The sequence below is a fragment of the Pelomonas lactea genome (assembly GCF_043555885.1).
Taxonomy (GTDB): Bacteria; Pseudomonadota; Gammaproteobacteria; order Burkholderiales; family Burkholderiaceae_C; genus Pelomonas; species Pelomonas lactea.
On the sequence record NZ_JBIGHX010000001.1, the window covers coordinates 564,910 to 585,659 of the forward strand.

Annotated in this window: 21 protein-coding genes; 13 read left to right on the plus strand and 8 right to left on the minus strand. The window is 72.2% G+C overall.

Features of this window, described 5'->3' with window-relative positions; translation table 11 throughout:
- Window positions 1-5: 5 nt before the first annotated feature.
- The 4 genes from ACG04Q_RS02460 to ACG04Q_RS02475 all read right to left on the minus strand — a co-directional run bounded on the left by ACG04Q_RS02460 (window position 6) and on the right by ACG04Q_RS02475 (window position 2,495).
- The gene (locus tag ACG04Q_RS02460) at window positions 6-632 is read right to left on the minus strand and encodes a YqiJ family protein (RefSeq protein ID WP_394509229.1); all 627 of its coding nucleotides are present in this window, start codon (window positions 630-632) and stop codon (window positions 6-8) included.
- A gap of 31 nt (window positions 633-663) precedes the next feature.
- On the minus strand, window positions 664-1,329 hold the full coding sequence (locus ACG04Q_RS02465; RefSeq protein ID WP_394509230.1) for a PspA/IM30 family protein: 666 nt from the start codon (window positions 1,327-1,329) through the stop codon (window positions 664-666).
- Window position 1,330: 1 nt separating this feature from the next.
- Window positions 1,331-1,825, minus strand: a complete 495-nt coding sequence (locus ACG04Q_RS02470; protein ID WP_394509231.1) for a hypothetical protein — start codon at window positions 1,823-1,825, stop codon at window positions 1,331-1,333.
- A 100-nt stretch (window positions 1,826-1,925) separates the two neighbouring features.
- On the minus strand, window positions 1,926-2,495 hold the full coding sequence (locus ACG04Q_RS02475; protein WP_394509232.1) for a 5-formyltetrahydrofolate cyclo-ligase: 570 nt from the start codon (window positions 2,493-2,495) through the stop codon (window positions 1,926-1,928).
- A gap of 24 nt (window positions 2,496-2,519) precedes the next feature.
- On the opposite strand from ACG04Q_RS02475, the gene ACG04Q_RS02480 reads away from it, so the two are divergent.
- Entirely contained in the window at window positions 2,520-2,921 is a 402-nt protein-coding gene (locus ACG04Q_RS02480; protein ID WP_394509233.1) for a TfoX/Sxy family protein, read from the plus strand.
- Here ACG04Q_RS02480 and ACG04Q_RS02485 read toward each other — a convergent pair.
- Complete coding sequence (locus ACG04Q_RS02485) at window positions 2,868-3,167, minus strand: DUF2917 domain-containing protein (protein ID WP_394509234.1); 300 nt, start codon at window positions 3,165-3,167, stop codon at window positions 2,868-2,870. The genes ACG04Q_RS02480 and ACG04Q_RS02485 overlap by 54 nt on opposite strands.
- A gap of 90 nt (window positions 3,168-3,257) precedes the next feature.
- Here ACG04Q_RS02485 and ACG04Q_RS02490 point away from each other — a divergent pair, with 90 nt between their 5' ends.
- Window positions 3,258-4,217, plus strand: coding sequence for a LysR family transcriptional regulator (locus tag ACG04Q_RS02490; protein ID WP_394509235.1), 960 nt, complete (start codon window positions 3,258-3,260; stop codon window positions 4,215-4,217).
- A gap of 3 nt (window positions 4,218-4,220) precedes the next feature.
- Here ACG04Q_RS02490 and ACG04Q_RS02495 read toward each other — a convergent pair whose 3' ends face one another.
- From ACG04Q_RS02495 to ACG04Q_RS02505, 3 genes are all read right to left on the minus strand, one after another.
- Window positions 4,221-5,903, minus strand: coding sequence for a cation:proton antiporter (locus ACG04Q_RS02495; protein WP_394509236.1), 1,683 nt, complete (start codon window positions 5,901-5,903; stop codon window positions 4,221-4,223).
- Between the two features lie 15 nt (window positions 5,904-5,918).
- The gene (locus ACG04Q_RS02500; protein ID WP_394509237.1) at window positions 5,919-6,464 is read right to left on the minus strand and encodes a 5-formyltetrahydrofolate cyclo-ligase; all 546 of its coding nucleotides are present in this window, start codon (window positions 6,462-6,464) and stop codon (window positions 5,919-5,921) included.
- Window positions 6,465-6,554: 90 nt separating this feature from the next.
- Entirely contained in the window at window positions 6,555-7,130 is a 576-nt protein-coding gene (locus ACG04Q_RS02505; protein WP_394509238.1) for a PEP-CTERM sorting domain-containing protein, read from the minus strand.
- Between the two features lie 171 nt (window positions 7,131-7,301).
- Between ACG04Q_RS02505 and ACG04Q_RS02510 the strand changes: the two genes are divergently transcribed.
- The 11 genes from ACG04Q_RS02510 to ACG04Q_RS02560 all read left to right on the plus strand — a co-directional run bounded on the left by ACG04Q_RS02510 (window position 7,302) and on the right by ACG04Q_RS02560 (window position 20,700).
- A complete protein-coding gene (locus ACG04Q_RS02510; protein ID WP_394509239.1) occupies window positions 7,302-9,284 on the plus strand; it encodes a lytic transglycosylase domain-containing protein in 1,983 nt (660 codons plus the stop codon).
- Window positions 9,285-9,286: 2 nt separating this feature from the next.
- Window positions 9,287-10,240 carry a complex I NDUFA9 subunit family protein gene (locus ACG04Q_RS02515; RefSeq protein ID WP_394509240.1) on the plus strand — a complete coding sequence of 318 codons (954 nt, stop codon included), beginning with the start codon at window positions 9,287-9,289 and terminating at the stop codon, window positions 10,238-10,240.
- 81 nt (window positions 10,241-10,321) lie between these two features.
- Window positions 10,322-11,002: a glutathione S-transferase family protein gene (locus tag ACG04Q_RS02520; protein WP_394509241.1), complete on the plus strand. Its 681-nt coding sequence runs from the start codon at window positions 10,322-10,324 to the stop codon at window positions 11,000-11,002.
- Between the two features lies 1 nt (window position 11,003).
- The gene (locus tag ACG04Q_RS02525) at window positions 11,004-11,312 is read left to right on the plus strand and encodes a DUF1272 domain-containing protein (RefSeq protein WP_394509242.1); all 309 of its coding nucleotides are present in this window, start codon (window positions 11,004-11,006) and stop codon (window positions 11,310-11,312) included.
- Window positions 11,313-11,314: 2 nt separating this feature from the next.
- Window positions 11,315-11,968, plus strand: coding sequence for a glutathione S-transferase family protein (locus tag ACG04Q_RS02530; RefSeq protein ID WP_394509243.1), 654 nt, complete (start codon window positions 11,315-11,317; stop codon window positions 11,966-11,968).
- Between the two features lie 31 nt (window positions 11,969-11,999).
- Entirely contained in the window at window positions 12,000-12,554 is a 555-nt protein-coding gene (locus tag ACG04Q_RS02535; protein ID WP_394509244.1) for a hypothetical protein, read from the plus strand.
- Between the two features lie 23 nt (window positions 12,555-12,577).
- Window positions 12,578-13,804, plus strand: coding sequence for a multifunctional CCA addition/repair protein (locus ACG04Q_RS02540; RefSeq protein WP_394509245.1), 1,227 nt, complete (start codon window positions 12,578-12,580; stop codon window positions 13,802-13,804).
- A 158-nt stretch (window positions 13,805-13,962) separates the two neighbouring features.
- On the plus strand, window positions 13,963-15,171 hold the full coding sequence (locus ACG04Q_RS02545) for an efflux RND transporter periplasmic adaptor subunit (RefSeq protein ID WP_394509246.1): 1,209 nt from the start codon (window positions 13,963-13,965) through the stop codon (window positions 15,169-15,171).
- A gap of 14 nt (window positions 15,172-15,185) precedes the next feature.
- On the plus strand, window positions 15,186-18,341 hold the full coding sequence (locus ACG04Q_RS02550; RefSeq protein WP_394509247.1) for an efflux RND transporter permease subunit: 3,156 nt from the start codon (window positions 15,186-15,188) through the stop codon (window positions 18,339-18,341).
- Complete coding sequence (locus ACG04Q_RS02555; RefSeq protein ID WP_394509248.1) at window positions 18,338-19,717, plus strand: efflux transporter outer membrane subunit; 1,380 nt, start codon at window positions 18,338-18,340, stop codon at window positions 19,715-19,717. Before ACG04Q_RS02550 ends, ACG04Q_RS02555 begins: the two co-directional genes overlap by 4 nt.
- 2 nt (window positions 19,718-19,719) lie before the next feature.
- Window positions 19,720-20,700 (plus strand): extracellular catalytic domain type 1 short-chain-length polyhydroxyalkanoate depolymerase, encoded by a 981-nt coding sequence (locus ACG04Q_RS02560; RefSeq protein WP_394509249.1) that lies wholly within the window; start codon window positions 19,720-19,722, stop codon window positions 20,698-20,700.
- The last annotated feature ends 50 nt before the right edge of the window (window positions 20,701-20,750 follow it).

Genomic DNA, 20,750 nt, shown 5'->3' on the forward strand with positions numbered 1-20,750 from the left:
TGTTGTCAGATGAGGTTCGGATGCGGGTTGGCGATACAGCGATAGAACGCCCCCTGCTTTCGCACGATAAGGATCTGCACGCCTTCCTCGAACACCTCTTCGTCGAAGTCAGGCTCAACCATCAGGTAGTGTGTGCGCCCGAACGCGTCGCGCACCCGCGCCTGCGCGGCCAGGCCGCGGCGGGCCGCGCCGGCGCTGATGACGCCGCCCCGCCCCACCAGCGACTGCTCGCTGACGGCGCTGGTCTCGTCGCGCGGCACGATGTGGGCCACCAGGCTGCCCAGCCCGCGCACCGTGGCCAGGCCCGGCGGCACGGCCAGCAGGCCCGCCGCCCACGCGGGCAGGAAGTTGCCCAGCAGGTTCATCGCCACCTTCTGCAGCGCGTAGCCGAACAGCGCATAGCCCAGCAGGAACAGCAGCAGCAGCACCAGCGCCGGCACGCGGCCCAGGTGCAGCCAGCCCAGCACGCGGTCCAGGCCCGACTCGGGCACCGCATGCGGCAGCAGGTCATCGATGACGTTGCTGGGGCTCAGCGCCACCAGCATGCCCACGCCCTCCAGCACGGCGATGGCGACGATCAAGGCCACGGCGACGCCGAAGGGCAGCGTCTCGGACGCAGTGAACAGATTCATCCAGTCCTCCCCGGTTGCTCGGCACCCATGCTCAGTTGTGGCCGGCCTTGATCTGGGCCATGCGCTCGGCGATCTTGTGGTCGCGCACCAGCTCGTCCAGTTCACGCAACTGCGCGTCCTGCTTCAGGTCGCCGGCAGGCGCGCCGTTCAGGCCCGTCTGGCGCTGGAAGATCTTGTCGAACGCGTCCGTGACCTTGGACAGCCGCTGCTCCACGCCCGCCTGCCCCACCGGCTGCGCGGCCGATGCCGTGGCGGCGCGGCTGTTGCGGAACTCCGCCAGCGCATCCTGCATCTCGCGCTTCTTGGCGAGCAGCGCGGCCGTGAAGCCCTGCAGCTCCTGTTCCTGGCGGGCCAGGTCGGCCAGCGTCGTCTCCAGCACCGGGATCTGCGCCTCGATGTCCAGCTGCCGGGCCACGGCGGCGCGCGCCAGGTCCTCGCGCTGCGACGCCAGCGCCTGCGCGATCTGGTCGCGCAAGTCCTCGTGGCTGCGGTTCAGCCGCGCGTGCTGCTGCTGCGCCAGGTGCCGGTTGGCGCTGACGGTGCCCAGCTCATGGCGCACCTCATCGATGACGCCGTCGGCCTCGCGGAGGGTCTGCTCCATCGCCGCCTGCGGATTCAGGTCCTCGATCCGGTCCAGCAGCGCATGCATGCCGCCGGCGATGACGCGGCCCACGCGGGCCTTCAGGGAATCGCTCATGTCACGCTCCTTTCAACGTGGAAGCCAGCTCGATGGAGGGCGCCAGGTGGCGCCTCACCACCCCGGGGTCGAACGCATGGGCGGTGCTCGTCGTCGCCTGGCGCAGCAGCGACTCGCCCAGCAGCGCCGCGCGGCGCACCAGCGCGTCCTCCAGCCGGGCGGCGTCGTCGGCCGTGGCCGGCGCGTGGCTGATGACCAGCGCCATCAGCGTCGTCACCTGCTCCACCAGCGCCCCCAACACCTCGGAGTGGCGGCCCTCGGCGCCCTCGATGCGCACCAGCGCCTCGCGCAGCCGGTGCGTCAGCTCGCGCGCCCAGGCGTGCGCAGCCACGTAGTCGAACGCGCCGTCATGCTGGCGCTTGAGCTGGGAGAGCAGCACGCGCAGCTTGTCGCTGTTGGTCGTGGCACCGTCCACCTGCAGCTGCGCCAGCCACAGGTAGAGATCGCTCGGGATGCGAGCCGACAAGGGCTCCATCGTGATGGTCTGGGTCGCCATGGGCACCTGCCTTCAAATGAACTCCAACGAACACGAATGTATTCGTTTGAATTCATTTGTCAACAAGCGCGATGCCCGCGGCCGCCGGCGGGCGGCGTGCTCAGCCCTCGCGGTCCCACACGACGCCCTCTTCCGTCAGCATCGCGTCCAGCGGCACGTCCAGCGCGCTGGGCTTGAGCAGCGGCAGGAAGCCGTGCGCGTAGCCGATGCCCACGGCCGCGGGCCGCGGCTGCATCTCGGCCAGCGTCTTGTCCATGAAGCCGCCGCCATAGCCCAGCCGCAGCCCGCACGGGCCGAAACCCAGGCAGGGCACCAGCATCAGCTGGGGCTGGAATGCCTCGGTGCCCTTGGGCTTGGGGATGTGGAAGGCGTCTTCCTCCATCGGGCAGCCGGGGTACCAGACGTGAAAGCGCAGCGTGCCGTGCTCCTTGTCGACGACGGGCAGGCCGATGCGGCGCTCGGGGTGGTTCTCGCCCCAGCGGTACAGCGTGGGCAGCGGGTCGAACTCGCCCTTGATGGGCCAGTAGGCGCCGATCGTCTTTTCCCGGCGGCGCAGCAGCCAGACGCTGAGCACCTCCTGCAACTCGGCAGCGAGGTCCAGCCGGTTCGGCAGGGCCAGGCGTTGTTCGATCAGCTTGTGCCGGAGCGCGGCGCGGTCGTTCGCATCCATGGCGCCGGAGCTTACATTCGCCGCATGCCGACCAACGATGCCTTCACCGACCTGTGCGTCGAACTGCTGTCGCCGCTGGGCGCCGTGCGCACCCGCGCGATGTTCGGCGGCCGCGGCTTCTATGTGGACGGCCTGTTCATGGCGCTGATCGCCGACGGCCAGTTCTTCCTGAAGGCCGACGACACGACCCGCGAGCGCTTCGTCGCCGCCGGCTGCGAGCCCTTCAGCTACGACACCCAGGACGGCAAGCGCACCGTGATGAGCTACTACCGCGCGCCGGAAGACGCGCTGGAGTCGCCGCCGCTGATGCTGCCCTGGGCGCGGCTGGCGTTCGAGGCGGCGCTGCGGGCTGCCAACGCCAAGGTCAGGAAATCAGCGCCCGCCAAGAAGGCGGCGGCCAAGAAGGCCCCGGCCCGTCGCAGCTGAGCCGGGCGGCACCAGCAGTTCGAAATCGGCGGCCGGCCAGCCTTCCAGCACGGCCGACTGGCCCGGCGCCAGCGCCACGGTCTGGCCGGCTTCCAGCCATTGGTCTTCAGCAGGCCGGTCAGCCGTACCGGACAGCGTCAGCCACACGCGGCCGCGGGCCACCGCCAAGCGGCGCGCCTCGGCGCCACCGGCCAGCGTCAGCGCCCGGCCGCCGTCCAGATGCCATGTTGATTGCGCATCGCTCATGATGTTGCTCCTGGGTTGATGTCAGGGATTCTGCTGAGATCCCCCAGGGCGGTCCAATGACTCCGCCGCAGCGATTGATACCATCTGCTCATGAATCAGCCGATACGTCAACGCCCGCTGTCCGTCGGCCCGCTGCGCGCCTTCGAGGCCGTCGCCCGGCTGCTGTCCTTCCGCGCCGCGGCGGAGGAACTGAGCCTGACGCAGTCGGCCATCAGCCGGCAGATCCAGTCGCTGGAGGAAGAGATCGGCTGCACGCTGTTCCTGCGCGGCACGCGCAAGGTGGAGCTGTCCAGCGACGGCGCCCAGCTGCTGCCCACGGCGGTGGCGGTGCTGTCCAAGCTGGACCAGACGGTGCGCCAGATCCGCCGCACGCGCGGCCGCCGCGTCGTCAACGTGACGACGTTCGCGTCCTTCGCGTCTCTGTGGCTGATCCCGCGGCTGTGCGAGTTCCAGAAGCACCACCCGGACATCGACATCCGCGTGTCGGCCCAGGACGGCCTCGTCGAGCTGGAAGACGGCGAGCACGACCTCGCGCTGCGCTACATCGCCGGCACGGCCCTGAGCTCGCCCGCGGAGCTGATGTTCGAGGAGACCGTGTCGCCCGTCGTCAGCCCCTGGTATGCCGAGTCCACGCGCAACGGCCGGCTGCCGGCGCTGCGGCGGCCGGGCGACCTGGCCGCGCATGCGCTGACCGAGGAGGACGACCCCCGGCCCAGCGCCGAGTTCCTGTCCTGGCGGCACTGGCTGACGCGTCAGCGCGAGCCCGACCTGCAGCCGCTGCGCTGGATGTACTTCAACTTCACCTACCAGCAGATCCAGGCCGCGCTGGCCGGCCAGGGCGTCGCGCTGGCGCGGCTGCCGCTGGTGCACGAGCACCTGCAGCGGGCCGAGCTGCTGGAGCCCTTCGGCGCCGCCGGCCGCCTGACCAGCCCCTATGCCTACTGGCTGCTGCCGGCGCCGGCCGCGTCGGCACGGCCCGAGGTGCAGGCCTTTGCCGACTGGGTGCGGGAGCAGGCCGCGCTCACGCGGCAGCAGCTGGCCGAGGTCTGAGGGTCAATGCGCCGGCGCGGCAGCCGGCTCGGCCACCACGCGCGCCAGCGCCTCGGCCAGCGCCCGCTGCGACCGCAGCACATGGCTCACGCCCGCCTGGCCCAGCCACTGCTCCTCCTCGTCGGTGTGCGCCAGCACGGCGCAGCGCAGCCCGGGGTTGAGCTGGCGGGCCAGTGCCAGTAGCGCCGGCACGCCGCGCACGTCGGCCAGCGCGACAACCAGCCAGGCCGCCTGCGCGATGTGGGCCTGCACCAGCGTCATGGCCTCGGCGGCATCGCCCAGCACGGCGGCCTGGCCGTCGGCGCGCAGCGCCTCCACCACGTCGCGGTCACGGTCGATGACCACCAGCGGGCGCTCGCCCAGCAGCGCGTGCAGCGCCGTGCCCAGCGTGCCGTGGCCCACCAGCACGATCTGCCCGGCCAGCGCGCTCTGCGGCGTGTCGACGGGCAGCTCGGCCAGCGGGTCGTCGCGCGCCTCCAGCTTGCGGGCCCAGGCGGACCGCCGCAGCACCCAGCGCCGCAGCGGCTCCACGCCGGCGAACAACACCGGGTTCAGCGCGATGGACACGATGGCGCCGGCCACCACCAGGCTGGTCGCCTCGGGCGGCACCAGGCCCAGGCTCTGCCCCAGGCCCAGCAGGATGAAGCTGAACTCGCCGATCTGCGCCAGGCTCACGGCCACCGTCAGCGCGGTGGACAGCGGGTACTTCAGCAGCAGCACCAGCGCGCCGGCGGCCACGGTCTTGCCGACCAGGATGACCAGCACCGTCGCCAGCACGGCCAGCGGCTGCTCGATGAGGATCTTCGGGTCGAACAGCATGCCCACGGCGACGAAGAACAGCACCGCGAACGCGTCGCGCAGCGGCAGGCTCTCGTGCGCGGCGCGCTCGCTGAAGGCCGACTCGCGCAGCACCAGGCCAGCGAAGAACGCGCCCAGCGCGACGCTGACGCCGAACAGCGCCGCCGCGCCCACGGCCAGCCCCACGGCCGCGGCCACGGTGGCCAGCGTGAACAGCTCGCGCGAGCCGGTGCGGTTGACCTGCCACAGCAGCCACGGCAGCAGGCGCCGGCCGGCGATCAGCATGATGGCGACGAACGCCGCCACGGCCAGCAGCGTCGTGACGATGGTGACGGCCAGGTTGCCCTGCGCGCCGCTGTCGTCCTTGGCGCCCAGCACCGGGATTAGCACCAGCGCCAGCACCATGGCCAGGTCTTCCACGATGAGCCAGCCGACGGCGATGCGGCCGTTGCCGGTGTGCAGCAGCTCGCGCGACTCCAGCGCACGCAGCAGCACCACCGTGCTAGCCACCGACAGCGCCAGGCCGAAGATCAGCGACGCGGCCAGGTCCCAGCCCCACCACCCGTGCGCCAGGCCGGCGCCCAGCGCCGTCGCCGCGGCCATCTGCACCAGCGCGCCGGGCAGCGCGATGCGCTTGACCGACATCAGGTCGCCGACCGAGAAGTGCAGGCCCACGCCGAACATCAGCAGCATGACGCCCACCTCCGACAGCTGGTGCGCCAGGTGCACGTCGCCGACGAAGCCCGGCGTGTGCGGCCCGATCAGCACGCCGGCCAGCAGATAGCCCACGAGGGCGGGCAACCGTGCCCACTGCGCCAACAGGCCCAGCACCAGGGCGAGGCCGAACGCGGCGGCCAGCGTGGAGATCAGGGTCATGCCGTCATGCATCGTGCGGGGGCGCTTTCAATCTGGGGCGATGAGCTCGCGTTCTGTGAGGATGACCGTCAACGCGCGGTCGTGCGGCTCGACGGCGAACTGGGTCTCGGCCCCCGACCATGCCACACCCACCGTGGTCACCCCGGGGTGAGCGCTGAGCCAGCGGTCGAAATAGCCGCCGCCGTAGCCCAGCCGGAAACCCTCGCGCGTGAAGCCCACGCAGGGCACCAGCACGACGTCGGGCACGGCGACGGCGCCCGTGCTGGTGGCGATGCCACATTCATCCTGCGCGGCGGGCGCGGCGCCGTCCCAGCGGCGGAACACCATCTCGGCCGGGTCGCGCCGCGCGAACGGCAGCGCACGCGGGAACGGCAAGGCGCCGGCATCGAACTCGCCGCCCAGCGGCCAGTACACGCCCAGCAGCTCGGGCTCCAGCTGCTCCAGCAGCAGGCTGAGCGACTGCCGTACGGCATGCTCGGCGGCCTGGAAGGCCGGCGTGGCGGCAAAGGCGCGGCGCTGGGCCAGCAGGCCGCGGCGCAGCTCGGCGCGGTCGGGGTGAACAGCAGCGGACATCGGCGCCCCGTCAGTGGAGTTGCCGCGTATTGGAACCCATCAACGACGACGCCCCGGGGCTGCCGGGGCGTCAACGGGGTTGGGTCGCCGTCAGCCTCGGCGCCGCCATGCGGCCAGCCCGGCCAGGCCGCCCAGCAGCAACGCCCAGCCGGCCGGCTCGGGCACGGCAGTGATCTGGAACACGAAGCTGTGGTCGTGGTAATTCAGGTCGCCGCCGCCGTTCAAGTCCTCGAAGGCCACGTTGACGCCGGCCGGCACCAGCGCATCGCCGGCGTAGGCGGCCCACCACGCATGGTTGACGCCGTCGCCGTTGCGCGCGGGGTCGGTGGAATAGCGCGCGCCGTCGACGACCTGGATGAAGAACGACACCGTGTCGCCGGCCTTCACGTCAGCCATCACGTAGCGGTCGCCGTACTGGCGGCCCGGCGCATGGTTGTTCAGCCCGGGCGTGCCGTCCACGCCGTTGATGCTCGCGCCGGCCAGCACGGTCAGCCCGCCGACGCCGCCGGTGTACCAGGCCACCAGCCGGCCGCTGGACGCTGCCACGAAGCTGGCGGTGGCGGGCGCCGGGCCGCTCAGGCCGGCCTCGGCATAGGTCTGCGGCACGGCCAGCGCGCCCAGGCTCGTCAGTGCGCAGGCCGCGCCCAGCATCAGGTGCTTGCTCAACATCGTCTCCTCGTGGTGTGGCGCCAAGACTAGGTGCCGGGTAGCGCTATCACCACCCCTAGGCCATGGCAAACGCCGCCATGCGTGGGAAGCGCCTTGGGGGCGCCCCGCCGCTGGGTTAAATTGACCTGCAACGGGGAAGCAGCAGTCATGAAGCGATCGGGTGGGCAAGTGTTGAAGCGTTGGGGCCGCTGGGCCGCGGTGGGCCTGATGGCGCTGGCGCAAGCGGCGTCGGCCGCGCCGGCGCCGGCAGACGACCTGGCCGTGCAGGCCCGCGACGCCTGGGTCAAGCGCGACCGCAAGCGCCTGGCGCCGCTGGTGGACGCCGCCCGCGCGCAGGCCCACCCGCTGGCCGGCTGGGTGGAGTACTTCGACCTGAACGCCCGCCTGGCCGAGGTGCGCCAGCCCGAGATGGACGCGTTCTACGCGCGCTACCCCGGCAGCTACGTGGAAGACCGGCTGCGCAACGACTGGCTGCTGGAGCTGGGCCGGCGCCGCGACTGGACCGGCTTCCGGCGCGACCACGCCAGCTACCAGATGCGCGACGACCGCGAGGTGGCCTGCTACGCGCTGCTGGCCGACCACCTGTCGGGCACCAAGGTCGACGCCGACACGGCGCGCGCCGCCTGGATGGCACAGAAGGACGGCGACGACGGTTGCAACGCGCTCGCCACCACTTTCGTCGAGGCCGGGCTGTTCAAGCCTGACACCGCCTGGGCCAAGGCCCGCCAGGCGCTGGAGCAGGGCCGCCCGCGCGCGGCCCGCCAGGCCGTGGCACTGCTGGGCAACAAGGCGCTGGAGCAGAAGCTCGCCGAACTGCAGGACAACGCCGGCCGCTACCTCACGCGCAAGGCGCGCACCACGCCGCGCGCGGAAGCCGAGCTGACCGCGCTGGCACTGGCCCGCGTGGCCGCCAACGACCCCGACCAGGCGGGCGACGTGCTGCGCGACAAGTGGAGCCGCCTGCCCACCGACCTGCAGGCCTGGCTGTGGATGCAGATCGGCCGCCAGTCGGCCATGCGGCTGCAGGACGACGCGCTGGGCGCCTTCGAGCGCGCGCACAAGCTGGCGCCCGACATGGGGTTCAGCGACGACGCGCTGGCCTGGGCCGCCCGCGCCGCGCTGCGTGCCAAGTCGCCCGTCGTCGCGCTGCGCGCCATCGAGCAGATGAGCGCCGGCGAGCAGCGCGACCCCGGCTGGGTGTACTGGCGCGCCCGCGCCACCCGCATGCAGGGCGACGCCGCCGCCGCCCGCGCGCAGCTCACCGCGCTGGCCACGACGCCGCTGAACTACTTCGGCCGGCTGGCCGCCGAGGACCTGGGCCTGCCCACGCCGCTGCCCGCCGTGCCCGCGCCGCTGACGGCGGAGGAGCGCCGCGCCGCGCGCAGCCACCCGGGCCTGGCGCGTGCACTGCGCCTCATCGACCTGGGCCTGCGCAGCGAGGGCGTGCGCGAATGGAACTTCTCGCTGCGCGGCATGAACGACCGTGCGCTGCTGGCCGCCGCGCAGGAGGCCTGCGACCGCGAGGTGTGGGACCGCTGCATCAACACCAGCGAGCGCACGAAGAGCGAGATCGACATCGCGCAGCGCTACCCGCTGCCGCACAAGGCCGAGCTGATGCGCGAGGCCCAGGCGGCGTCGCTGGACCCGGCCTACGTCTACGGGCTGATCCGCCAGGAGTCGCGCTTCGTGCTGGACGCGCGCTCGCACGTCGGCGCGGCCGGGCTGATGCAGGTGATGCCCGCCACGGCCAAGTGGACGGCCAAGAAGGCTGGCCTCGCCTACAGCCCCGAACTGATGCACGACCGCGACTTCAACCTGCGCATCGGCACGCACTACCTGAAGCTGGTGCTGGACCGCTTCGACGGCGCGCAGGCGCTGGCTGCCGCGGCCTACAACGCCGGCCCCGGCCGGCCCGCACGCTGGCGCGACGGCCCGGTGCTGGACGCGGCGATCTGGGCCGAGAACATCCCGTTCAACGAGACTCGCGACTATGTGCGCAAGGTGCTGCTGGGCGGCACGGTCTACGCGCAGCTGCTGGGGCTGCCGGCCACCAAATTGCGCGAGCGGCTGGGCGCCAGCGTGGGCCCGGCCGGCAGCCGTGGCGCGGACGCGGGCGACGTGCCACCGCCGGCCGCCGCGGGAGGGCTGTGACCATGGGCCTGTCCGTCCTCATCCTCGGCGGCAGCGGCTTCGTCGGCCGCGCGCTGTGCGAGCAGCTGACCCGCCGGCTGGGCGCCGGCGTGCGCATCACGGTGCCCACGCGGCGGCTGCCGCACGCGCGGGCCGTGCAGAGCCTGCCCGGTGTCACGGTCGTGCAGGCCGACGTCTTCCGCGATCTGCCGGCGCTGCTGCCGGGGCAGGACGCCGTCGTCAACCTCATCGCCATCCTGCAGGGCCGCGAGGCCGCGTTCCGGCGCGCGCACGTCGAGCTGCCGCGCCGCGTGGCCGCGGCCATGGGCGACGCCGGCGTGCGGCGCCTGGTGCACGTGAGCGCGCTGGGCGTGGCCGCCGACGCGCCGTCGCGCTACCTGCGCAGCAAGGCGGCCGGCGAGGCGGTGCTGCAGGCGGCCGCGCAGGCCGGCGCGCTGGACCTGACGCTGGTGCGGCCGTCGCTGGTGTTCGGCGCGGGCGACCGCAGCGTCAACCTTTTCGCCGGGCTGCAGCGCCTCTTCCCGCTGATGCCGCTGGGCGGCGCCGGCGCGCGGCTGCAACCGGTGTGGGTGCAGGACCTGGCGCAGGCCCTCGTCGAGGTGCTGCTGCGCCGCGACGCCATCGGCCAGACCTACGAAATCGCCGGCCCGCGCGAGCTGACGCTGGCGCAGCTGGTGCAGCTCGCCGGCCGCGTGGCGGGCTGCGAGCGGCCCGTGCTGCCGCTGCCGGGGCCTCTCGCCACGCTGCAGGCGCTGGCGATGGAATGCCTGCCGGGCGAGCCGCTGCTGTCGCGCGACAACCTCGCGTCGCTGAGCGTGCCCAACGTGGCCAGCGGCGCGCACCCCGGGCTGGCCGAGCTGGGCATCACGGCCAGTTCGCTGGCCGCCGTGCTGCCGGGCTACCTGGCCCCCGGCGCCGGCGTCGCGCGGCTGGACGCGTGGCGTGCGCGGCACTGAGCGCGCATCAATCCGTTGCGCAATGCTCATCGCCAACGGCGGCCGCCGCGCCTAAGCTCGGCGGCTCACTTGAAAGGCCCCATGAAGCTCTACATCGGCAACAAGAACTATTCGTCCTGGTCCATGCGCAGCGGCGTGCTGCTGACGGCGTTCGGCATTCCGTTCGAGGAGGTCAAGCTGCGCTTCGACTTCAGCGAAGGCTCCGAGTGGACCCGCGTCATCGCGGCCGTGACGCCGACGAAACGTGTGCCGGTGCTGGTGGAGGACGACGGCTTCACCGTGTGGGACACGCTGGCCATCACCGAGTACCTCGCCGACCGCTTCCCCGACAAGGCCATCTGGCCGCGCGACGCGCGGGCCCGTGCCCGTGCACGCAGCCTGTGCGCAGAGATGCACGCCGGCTTCACGCGGCTGCGTACCGCGTGCCCGATGAACATCGAAGCCTTCTTCCCCGACGTGGGCGCCCGGCTGTGGGCCGAAGACGCGACGCTGCGCGCCGAGGTGCAGCGGCTGGACGCGGCCTGGAGCGACGCGCTCGGCACCAGCGCCGGCCCCTTCCTGTTCGGCGAGTTCAGTGGGGCGGATGCCTACTTCGTGCCGGTCGCGGTGCGGCTCAGCCGGTTCGGCTTCCCGCTGTCGGAGCGCGCCGCCGCCTACCGCGACGCACTGCTGGCCCACCCGGCCGTGGAGGACTGGGTGGCCGACGCGCTGCGCGAGCAGGACTTCCTCGCCGAGGACGAGCCCTACCGCAACTCGCGCTGACATGCTGGAACTCCGCCCCTGCTGCGAGCACTGCGCCGTGGCGCTGGCGCCGGACTCGCTGGAAGCGCGCATCTGCAGCTTCGAGTGCACGTTTTGCGCGGCCTGCGCCGAAGGGCTGCTGAGCAACGTCTGCCCCAACTGCGGTGGCGGCTTCGTGCCGCGGCCGGTGCGGCCCGCCCGGGACTGGAAGGGCGGCAACTCGCTGGCCGCCCACCCTGCCCGCACCGAGCCCAAGCACCGGCCCGTGGACCTGGCCGCTCACGCCCGCCTCGTCGCCGCGCTGGGCGGCCTGCCTCCCGAACAACGCTGACCATGATCACCCTCCACGGCTTCTCCCAATCCGGCAACACCTACAAGGTCGCGCTGATGCTGCAGGCGCTGCAGCTGCCCTGGACCGTGCGGCATGTGCCGCTGGCCGACTTCGCCGCCGGCCTGACGCGCTCCGACGCGTGGCGCCAGGGCGAGAACGAGATGGGCGAGGTGCCCATCCTGGAGATCGACGGCCAGCGCCTGACGCAATCGGCCGCCATCCTGCTGTACCTGGCCCGGCGCGAAGGCAGGTACGGCGGCGCCACCGACGACGAGCAGCAGGACGTGCTGCGCTGGCTGTTCTTCGACAACCACAAGTTCACCAGCTACTTCGCGACCTACCGCTTCATGAAATCCTTTGCCGGCACGCCACCCGAGCCGGCGCTGATGGCCTGGTTCAAGGGCCGCATCGACAACGCCTTCGGCATCGTCGACAAGCACCTGGCCGGCCGCGAGTTCATCGTCGGCAGCGCGCCCACCATCGCCGACCTGTCGCTGGCGGGCTACCAGTTCTTCCCGGTCGAGGAAAGCGGCATCGATGTGGCCGCGCAGTACCCGGCCATCGCCGCCTGGCGCGAGCGGCTGAAGACGGCGCTGCCGGGCTGGAAGCCGCCCTACGAGCTGCTGCCCGGCGAGCAGGTGCTGCCGCGCTGGTGAGTGGGTCGGCATGGAGGCCGATACTTGCGCCATGCCTTGCTTCGCCCGGATCACACGCCTTGCCCGGCTGGCACCCCTCGCCTGCCTGGCATTGCTGGCGCCCAGCTTCGCCGCGCCTGCAGAGTGCGGCCAGGTGACCAACCGGCACATTCCGGCACCGACCCAGCGCCCGGCCTCCTGCATCGCCGTGCAACTGCAGCACGCCACCGTGCTGCTCGACAAGGCGCTGGCGGAGGCCCATGCCAGGGGCCTCATCGCTTCGCACCCCGGCGACGACCACAACTCGATGTGGACGACCCGCCGAGCACGAAGTCTGCTTGAGTCCGTGACGCCGCGCGCCGCGCTGGACTCGTGTGCCAGCGTGGATGGCCGAGGACGAGCCGACGACTGGCTGTTCTACATCGCGTTTCAGCTCGATCGCGGCCACGCCGCCGTCCAGGCCAGCGACGCGGATGCGCCCACCGATGTCATCGTGGTCCGCGAACGGTCGATGGGCTGTTCGCCCAGCCTGGGTGACACGTCCACGCGCGCGTATGGCATCCCCGGCGGCCGCTGGTTCCTCCCCCTCCTCACCGGCATCTCTTGAACCGACGCGAGCACGTCGCCCCCATGTCCTCCTCCTTCAAGACCTACCTCGTCGGCGGCGCCGTCCGCGACCGCCTGCTGGGCCTGCCGGTGCAGGACCGCGACTGGGTCGTCGTCGGCGCGTCGCCGCAGGCGCTCGTCGAGGCAGGCTACCAGCCCGTCGGCAAGGACTTCCCGGTCTTCCTGCACCCCGACACGCACGAGGAAGTGGCGCTGGCCCGCACCGAGCGCAAGACGGCCGCCGGCTATCACGGCTTTGCGTTCCACGCGGCACCCGATGTCACGCTGGAGCAGGACCTGGCCCGCCGCGACCTGACGATCAACGCGATGGCCGAGGACGACACCGGCCAGGTCGTGGACCCCTACGGCGGCCAGCGCGACCTGCGCGACCGCGTGCTGCGCCACGTGTCGCCAGCCTTCGCCGAAGACCCCGTGCGCATCCTGCGGCTGGCCCGCTTCGCGGCGCGCTTCGCCGACTTCAGCGTCGCACCCGAGACCGTCGCGCTGATGCGCGACATGGTCGCCGCCGGCGAGGTGGACGCGCTGGTGGCCGAGCGTGTCTGGCAGGAGCTGTCCCGCGGGCTCATGGAGGCGAAGCCGTCGCGCATGCTGGAAGTGCTGCGCGATGCCGGCGCGCTGCCGAAGCTGCTGCCGGAGGTGGCGGCGCTGTTCGGCGTGCCACAGCCCGAGGCGCACCACCCGGAGATCGACACCGGCATTCACCTGCTGATGGTGCTGGACCAGTGTGCGCGGCTGGGCGCGCCGCTGACGGTGCGCTACGCCTGCCTGTGCCACGACCTCGGCAAGGGCACGACGCGCAAGGAGGAGCTGCCGCGCCACATCGCGCACGAGCTGCGCAGCGAGAAGCTGGCCGCCAAGGTCAGCGCGCGCTGGAAGGTGCCCAACGACTGCCGCGAGCTGGCCGCGCTGGTCGCCCGCGAGCACACGCACGTACACCAGAGCGGGGCTTTCAGCGCCGAAGCGCGGCTGCGCCTGCTGGAACGCTGCGACGCTTGGCGGCGGCCGCAGCGCTTTGCCGAGCTGCTGTGGGCCTGCGAGTGCGACGCGCGCGGCCGGCTGGGTCTGGAAGACCGCGACTACCCGCAGCGCGAGCGGCTGCTGGCCGACCTGGCCGCGACGCAGCAGGTGGACCTCGCCGCCGTCAGCGCCGCGGCCATGGCGCGCGGCGCGCAGGGGGCAGACATCGGCCGCGCGGTGCAGCGCGCGCGGCTGGCGGCGCTGACCCGCTAACGACCATGACGAACGGCACGGGCTGAACGAAATCCCGTCAAGGGACTTTGCGTTGCTTCACCGACGTGGCAGCGCTTGCATGGCTACAGTCCGGCGTTTTGCCCCGCCTGCACTGGCGCCGGGGCCAGCACAGCAAAACGTCGGACGGGGTCGCAACGATGAAGTGGGCAAGGGGTAGCAAGGCCGGGCTGGGCGCCATGTGCTTGGCGGCGGGGCTGGGCGCGGGCCTGCAGGGTTGCAGCCCGGCGGGCAGCCAGACCGGCCCCGCCGCCGCGCCGCCGCCGCCCGAGGTGGGCGTCGTCACCGTGGCGCCAGGCCGAGCCGACCTGTCGGTGGAGCTGCCGGGGCGGCTGGAGGCCTACCGCGTGGCCCAGGTGCGCGCCCGCGCCGCCGGCATCCTGCACAAGCGTCTGTTCACCGAAGGCTCGGACGTGAAGGCCGGCCAGCCGCTCTTCGACATCGACGCCGCGCCCTACCGCGCCACGCTGGCCAGCGCGCAGGCGCAGCTGGCCCGCGCCGAGGCCAACCTGATGCAGGCCCAGGCACTGGCCGACCGCTACGCACCACTGGCCAGGAGCCAGGCCGTCAGCCAGCAGGAGGCGCTGAACGCGCAGGCCGCCGCCAAGCAGGCGGCCGCCGACGTGCAGGCCGGCAAGGCCGCCGTGCAGACGGCGCTGATCAACCTCGGCTACGCCACCGTCACCGCGCCCATCGCGGGCCGCATCGGCCGTGCGCTCGTCACCGAGGGCGCGCTGGTGGGCCAGGGAGAAGCCACGCCGCTGGCCGTCGTGCAGCAGATCGACAAGCTGTACGTGAACTTCACGCAGTCGGCCGCCGACGTGATGCGGCTGCGCCAGGCGCTGGCCGCCGGCCGGCTGCAGCGCGCCGGTGGTGGCGAGGCCGCCAAGGTGCAGGTGCTGCTGGAAGACGGCAGCGTCTTCCCGCAGGCCGGCAAGCTGCTGTTCTCCGACCTCAGCGTGGACGCCAACACCGGCCAGATCGCGCTGCGCGCCGAGCTGCCCAACCCGCAGGGGCTGCTGCTGCCCGGGCTGTACGTGCGCGTGCGCCTGGCCCAGGCCGAGGTGGCCGACGGCGTGCTGCTGCCTCAGCAGGCGGTGGCGCGCGGCTCGGCGGGCGACTCGGTGCTGGTCGTCGCCGACGACGGCGCCGTGACCGCCCGGCCGGTCAAGCTGGGCCCGGCCCAGGGCGGCCGCGCGCTGGTGCTGGACGGGCTGAAGGCCGGCGAGAAGGTCGTCGTCGACGGGCTGCAGAAGGTCAAGGCCGGCGGCAAGGCGCGGCCCGTGGCTGTGGCGGCAGCAGGCTCGGCCCCGGTCGCCGCTGCGCCCGCCTCCGCAGCCTCGCGCTGAGGAGCTGACCCGACATGGCGCAGTTCTTCATCAACCGGCCCATCTTCGCGTGGGTCATTGCGTTGTTCATCCTCGTCATCGGCGGCGTCGCGGTCACGCAGCTGCCGATCGCGCAGTACCCGCCGGTGGCCCCGCCGGCCATCCAGCTGTCGGTCACCTACCCCGGCGCCTCCGCGCAGACGCTGGAAGACGCGGTCATCAGCATCATCGAGCGCGAGATGAACGGCGCGCCGGGCCTGATCTACATGGAGGCCAGCGCGCAGTCGGACGGCTCGGGCTCCCTCACGCTGAACTTCGAGCCCGGCACCAACCCCGACCTCGCGCAGGTGGACGTGCAGAACCGCCTCGCGCGGGCCACGCCGCGGCTGCCGTCCAGCGTCATCCAGCAGGGCGTGCGCGTCGACAAGGCCAACCCCAACTTCCTGCTGTTCACCATCGTGTCCAGCACCAACCCCGACGTCGACACGACGGCGCTGGGTGACTACGTCGCCCGCTCGCTGCTGCCCGAGCTGCAGCGCGTGCCGGGCGTGGGCCAGGCCTCGCTATTCGGCACCGAGCGCGCGATGCGCATCTGGCTGGACCCGGCCAAGCTCGTCGGCCTGCGGCTGTCGCCGGCCGACGTGAACGACGCCATCCGCGCGCAGAACGCGCAGGTGGACTCGGGCGCCATCGGCGACCTGCCCAACGTGCCCGGCCAGACGGTGGCCGCGACCGTCGTCGTGCGCGGCCAGCTGACCAGCGCCGAGCAGTTCGGCAACATCGTGCTGCGCGCCAACGCCGACGGCTCCACCGTGCGGCTGAAGGACGTGGCCCGCGTGGAGCTGGGCGCGCAGGCCTACACCGGCCGCATCACGCGGCTGAACGGCCAGCCGTCGGTGGGCATCGGCGTGCAGCTGGCGCCATCGGCCAACGCGCTGCAGACGGCTGCCCTCGTCAAGAAGCGCCTCAAGGAGCTGCAGCCCTACTTCCCGTCGGGCGTGAAGGCCAGCATCCCGTTCGACAGCTCGCTGTTCATCGACATCTCCATCTCGCAGGTCGTCGAGACGCTGATCGAAGCGGTGTTCCTCGTGTTCCTCGTGATGTTCCTGTTCCTGCAGAACATCCGCTACACGCTGATCCCGACGCTGGTGGTGCCCATCGCGCTGCTGGGCAGCTTCGCGACGCTGCTGGCCCTGGGCTTCTCCATCAACGTGCTGACGATGTTCGGCATGGTGCTGGTCATCGGCATCGTCGTGGACGACGCCATCGTCGTGGTGGAGAACGTCGAGCGCATCATGAGCGAGGAGGGGCTGTCGCCGCTCAAGGCCACGCGCAAGGCGATGGGGCAGATCTCGGGCGCCATCGTCGGCGTGACCGTGGTGCTGATCTCGGTGTTCGTGCCGCTGGCGTTCTTCTCGGGCGCCATCGGCAACATCTACCGCCAGTTCGCGGCAGTGATGGTCTCGGCGATCGCGTTCTCGGCGTTCCTCGCGCTGTCGCTGACGCCGGCGCTGTGCGCCACGCTGCTCAAGCCTGTCGAGGCCGGCCATCACGTCGAGAAGCGCGGCTTCTTCGGCTGGTTCAACCGCCGCTTCGCGCGCACGGCCAAGGGCTACGAAGGCTGGGTGGCCAAGCTCATCCACCGCGGCGGCCGCATGCTGATCGTCTACGTGGCCGTCATCGGCGCGGCGGCGCTGCTGTTCCGCAACCTGCCCACGTCGTTCGTGCCGAATGAAGACCAGGGCAGCATCCTCGTCAACGTGCAGCTGCCCCCGGGCGCCACGCAGCAGCGCACGCTGGCCGTCATGCAGCAGGCCGAGGACTACCTGCTCAAGCAGCCCGAGGTGGAGAGCATGGTCAGCGTCGTCGGCTTCAGCTTTGCCGGCTCGGGTCAGAACGCGGCGCTGGGCTTCGTCACGCTCAAGCCCTGGGACGAGCGCCACGGCGCCGAACACAGCGCGCAGGCCCTGGTGCAACGCAGCTTCGGCGCCTTGGGCAAGATCCGCGACGCGGTGATCTTCCCGGTCAGCCCGCCGCCCATCCGCGACCTGGGCCGAGCCAACGGCTTCGCGTTCCGGCTGCAGGACCGCAGCGGCCACACGCGCGCCGAGCTGCTGGCCGCGCGCAACCAGCTGCTGGCCGCCGCCGCCAAGAACCCTCTGCTGGCCGCCGTGCGGCCCGACGGCCTGGAGGACGCCGCGCAGCTCGAACTCAGCATCGACCGCGAACGCGCGCTCGCGCTGGGCGTGCCCATCGCCGCGATCAACTCGGTGCTGGGCGTGTCGCTGGGGTCCAGCTACGTGAACGATTTCCCCAACGCCGGCCGGCTGCAGCGCGTCGTCGTGCAGGCCGAGGCCAGCGCGCGCATGCAGCCCGAGGACCTGCTGAAGCTGAACGTGCAGAACACGGCCGGCCAGCCGGTGCCGCTGGCGTCGTTCGCCAGCAGCAAGTGGATCACCGGCCCGCTGCAGACGGTGCGCTACAACGGCTACCCGACGATGCGCATCGCCGGTGAACCGGCCAAGGGCGTGTCCACCGGCGCGGCCATGGCCGAGATGGAGAAGATCGCCGCGACGCTGCCCGACGGCTTTGGCTACGAGTGGACCGGCCAGTCGCGCGAGGAGAAGCTGTCGGGCTCCACCGCGTTCATCCTGTTCGGCTTCTCGCTGCTGGCGGTGTTCCTGTGCCTGGCCGCGCTGTACGAGAGCTGGAGCATCCCGCTGGCCGTGCTGCTGGTCGTGCCGCTGGGGGTTCTCGGCGTCGTGCTGGGCGCCAACATCCGCGGGCTGGAGAACGACGTCTACTTCAAGGTCGGCATGATCACCATCATCGGCCTGTCGGCCAAGAACGCGGTGCTCATCATCGAGTTCGCCAAGGACCTGCAGGCTCATGGCAAGAGCGTGTTCGAAGCCGTCATCGAGGCGGCGCACCTGCGCTTCCGGCCCATCGTCATGACGTCGCTGGCCTTCATCCTCGGCGTGCTGCCGCTGGTGCTCGCCAGCGGCGCCGGCTCGGCCAGCCAGCGCGCCATCGGCACCGGCGTCATGGGCGGCATGATCACCGCGACCCTGCTGGCCGTGCTGTTCGTGCCGGTGTTCTTCGTCGTCGTGCGGCGCTTTTTCCCTGGCAGCGAGCGGCAGCGCCGGCGCGATGCCCATGAAAACGAAGAAGAATCCGGGAGCCAGGCATGACCCGCGCGCTGACGCTGATCGCCACGGCCGCGCTGCTGGCCGCCTGCGCCGGCCCCGAGCCGAAGAAGCCCACCGCCACTGAAAGCGCCCAGGCCGCGCTGCCGGCCGCCGCGTTCCCGAACGCCGGCGGCACCGGCGCCACGGCCGCCGCCGCCCTGCCCTGGGCGCAGGCCTTCCAGGGCGCGCGGCTGCAGCGGCTCATCCCGCTGGCGCTGGCCAACAACCGCGACCTGCGCGTAGCCGTCGCCAACATCGGCGCCGCCCGTGCCACTGCAGCCGCGCGCGAGGCCGACCTGTGGCCGACGGTGAACGTCGGCATCAGCGGCTCGCGCACGCCCAACAGCAGCGGCGGCATCACCAGCAACTACCAGGCGGGGCTGCAGGTTTCGGCTTACGAGCTGGACCTGTTCGGCCGCCTGCGCAGCCTGGACGCCGCCGCGCAGGCCCAGCTGCTGGCCGCCGAGGCCAACCAGCAGGCGGTGCAGATCGCGCTGGTGGCTGCCGTCGCCACGGCCGAGATCGCGCTGCAGGCCGACGAGGCGCTGCTGAAGATCACGCGCGACACGCTGGCCAGCCGCGAGCAGTCGCTGTCGCTGATCCGCCAGCGCTTCGAGGGCGGCATCACCAGCGAGATCGACCTGCGCACGGCCGAGTCGGCGCTGCAGGCCGCGCGCGTGGCCTACGCGCAGACGCAGCGCCAGCGCGCGCTGGACCAGAACGCGCTGCTGCTGCTGCTGGGCGTCACGCCGCCGGCCGACCTGCCCGCGCCCACCGGGCTGCTGGCCGACTTCGAACCGCTGGCCGAGCTGCCCGCCGGCGTGCCGGCCGAGGTGCTGACGCGCCGGCCCGACGTGCGCCAGGCCGAGCAGGCGCTGGCCGCGGTCGACGCCAACATCGGTGCCGCCCGCGCGGCCTTCTTCCCGCGCATCACGCTGACCGGCAGCCTGGGCACCGCCAGCAGCCAGCTGGACAACCTGTTCAAGAACACTGTCTGGAGCTTTGCACCGTCGCTGGTGCAGCCGCTGTTCGACGCCGGCCGCAACCGCGCCAACCTGGCCGCCGCGCGCGCCCAGCGCGACGCGGCGACGGCGCAGTACGAGAAGGCCATCCAGGGCGCGTTCCGCGACGTCGCCGACGCGCTGGCCGGCCGCGCCACGCTGGCCGAGCAGCGCACGGCGCAGGCCGCGCAGGTGGACGCCGAAGCGCGCCGGCTGGCGCTGGCCGAGGAGCGCTACAAGGCCGGCATCGCCAGCTCGCTGGACGTGCTGGATGCGCAGCGCTCGCTGTTCACCGCCCAACAGGCGCTGGTGCAGGTGCAGAGCCTGCGCGCGCAGAACCTGGTCGCGGTCTACCGCGTGCTGGGCGGCGGGGTCTGACCGTGCGGCGCGCCCTGTGCTGGCTGGCCCTGGCGCTGCTGCTGCCGGCGGCCCAGGCGCAGGACACGCTGCGCGACCGCCTCAAGGCCCGCCTCGAGCAGCGCCGCGCCGACAAGGCCGCCGACGCGCCCGCTGCGGGCGGCCTGCAGGAGCTGCAGGTGCAGGGCCGCAAGGTGCTCGTCCACCTGCCGGCCGGGCGCGATGCCACACAGCCCGCGCCGCTGGTGCTGGCCCTGCACGGCGGCGGCGGCCATGCCGAGCACATGGCCGAGAACTACGGCCTGCAGCGCAAGGCCGACGAGGCGGGCTTTATCGTCGCCTTCCCCAACGGCTACAGCAAGTTCCCGGGCGGCAAGTTCGCCACCTGGAACGCCGGCGGCTGCTGCGGCGATGCGCGCGACAAGGGTGTCGACGACGTGGGCTTCCTGCGCGAGGTCGTCAAGGCGCTGAGCCAGCGCTACCGCGTCGACGCCAGCCGCGTGTTCGCCACCGGCATGTCCAACGGCGGCATGATGAGCCACCGCCTGGCCTGCGAGGCGGCCGACGTGTTCCGCGCCGTCGCCGCCGTGGCCGGCACCGATGCCACCGACCGCTGCACGCCAAGCCGGCCCATCGCGGTGCTGCACATCCACGCCAGGGACGACACCCACGTGCTGTTCAACGGCGGCGCCGGGGCCGATGCGTTCCGCGACAAGAGCAAGGTCATGGACTTCGTGTCCGTGCCCGACACGATCTCGCGCTGGGTGCAGCGCAACCACTGCACCGCCGCGCCGCAGCGCACGCTGGATGCGCCCGGCGCGACCTGCGAGGCCAACCGCGGGTGTGCCGGCGGCGTCGGCGTGCAGCTGTGCGTCACCGACACCGGCGGCCACTCCTGGCCCGGCGCGCCCGCCCAGCGCCGCGGCAAGGCCGCCGGCTCCGCCGCGCTGGACGCCAACGACCAGATCTGGCGCTTCTTCGAAGCCGCGGCCGGCCGCCCTTGAGGCCATCGCCCGCAATATTTTACTAAACAAAATTCTTCCACTAAACTTCG

What these genes read in the sequence shown, in the direction of transcription:
- ACG04Q_RS02460 (WP_394509229.1), bottom strand. Translation starts at nt 632, where the DNA reads ATGAATCTGTTCACTGCGTCCGAGACGCTGCCCTTCGGCGTCGCCGTG.
- ACG04Q_RS02465 (WP_394509230.1), bottom strand. Translation starts at nt 1,329, where the DNA reads ATGAGCGATTCCCTGAAGGCCCGCGTGGGCCGCGTCATCGCCGGCGGC.
- ACG04Q_RS02470 (WP_394509231.1), bottom strand. Translation starts at nt 1,825, where the DNA reads ATGGCGACCCAGACCATCACGATGGAGCCCTTGTCGGCTCGCATCCCG.
- ACG04Q_RS02475 (WP_394509232.1), bottom strand. Translation starts at nt 2,495, where the DNA reads ATGGATGCGAACGACCGCGCCGCGCTCCGGCACAAGCTGATCGAACAA.
- ACG04Q_RS02480 (WP_394509233.1), top strand. Translation starts at nt 2,520, where the DNA reads ATGCCGACCAACGATGCCTTCACCGACCTGTGCGTCGAACTGCTGTCG.
- ACG04Q_RS02485 (WP_394509234.1), bottom strand. Translation starts at nt 3,167, where the DNA reads ATGAGCGATGCGCAATCAACATGGCATCTGGACGGCGGCCGGGCGCTG.
- ACG04Q_RS02490 (WP_394509235.1), top strand. Translation starts at nt 3,258, where the DNA reads ATGAATCAGCCGATACGTCAACGCCCGCTGTCCGTCGGCCCGCTGCGC.
- ACG04Q_RS02495 (WP_394509236.1), bottom strand. Translation starts at nt 5,903, where the DNA reads ATGCATGACGGCATGACCCTGATCTCCACGCTGGCCGCCGCGTTCGGC.
- ACG04Q_RS02500 (WP_394509237.1), bottom strand. Translation starts at nt 6,464, where the DNA reads ATGTCCGCTGCTGTTCACCCCGACCGCGCCGAGCTGCGCCGCGGCCTG.
- ACG04Q_RS02515 (WP_394509240.1), top strand. Translation starts at nt 9,287, where the DNA reads ATGGGCCTGTCCGTCCTCATCCTCGGCGGCAGCGGCTTCGTCGGCCGC.
- ACG04Q_RS02520 (WP_394509241.1), top strand. Translation starts at nt 10,322, where the DNA reads ATGAAGCTCTACATCGGCAACAAGAACTATTCGTCCTGGTCCATGCGC.
- ACG04Q_RS02525 (WP_394509242.1), top strand. Translation starts at nt 11,004, where the DNA reads ATGCTGGAACTCCGCCCCTGCTGCGAGCACTGCGCCGTGGCGCTGGCG.
- ACG04Q_RS02530 (WP_394509243.1), top strand. Translation starts at nt 11,315, where the DNA reads ATGATCACCCTCCACGGCTTCTCCCAATCCGGCAACACCTACAAGGTC.
- ACG04Q_RS02535 (WP_394509244.1), top strand. Translation starts at nt 12,000, where the DNA reads ATGCCTTGCTTCGCCCGGATCACACGCCTTGCCCGGCTGGCACCCCTC.
- ACG04Q_RS02540 (WP_394509245.1), top strand. Translation starts at nt 12,578, where the DNA reads ATGTCCTCCTCCTTCAAGACCTACCTCGTCGGCGGCGCCGTCCGCGAC.
- ACG04Q_RS02545 (WP_394509246.1), top strand. Translation starts at nt 13,963, where the DNA reads ATGAAGTGGGCAAGGGGTAGCAAGGCCGGGCTGGGCGCCATGTGCTTG.
- ACG04Q_RS02550 (WP_394509247.1), top strand. Translation starts at nt 15,186, where the DNA reads ATGGCGCAGTTCTTCATCAACCGGCCCATCTTCGCGTGGGTCATTGCG.
- ACG04Q_RS02555 (WP_394509248.1), top strand. Translation starts at nt 18,338, where the DNA reads ATGACCCGCGCGCTGACGCTGATCGCCACGGCCGCGCTGCTGGCCGCC.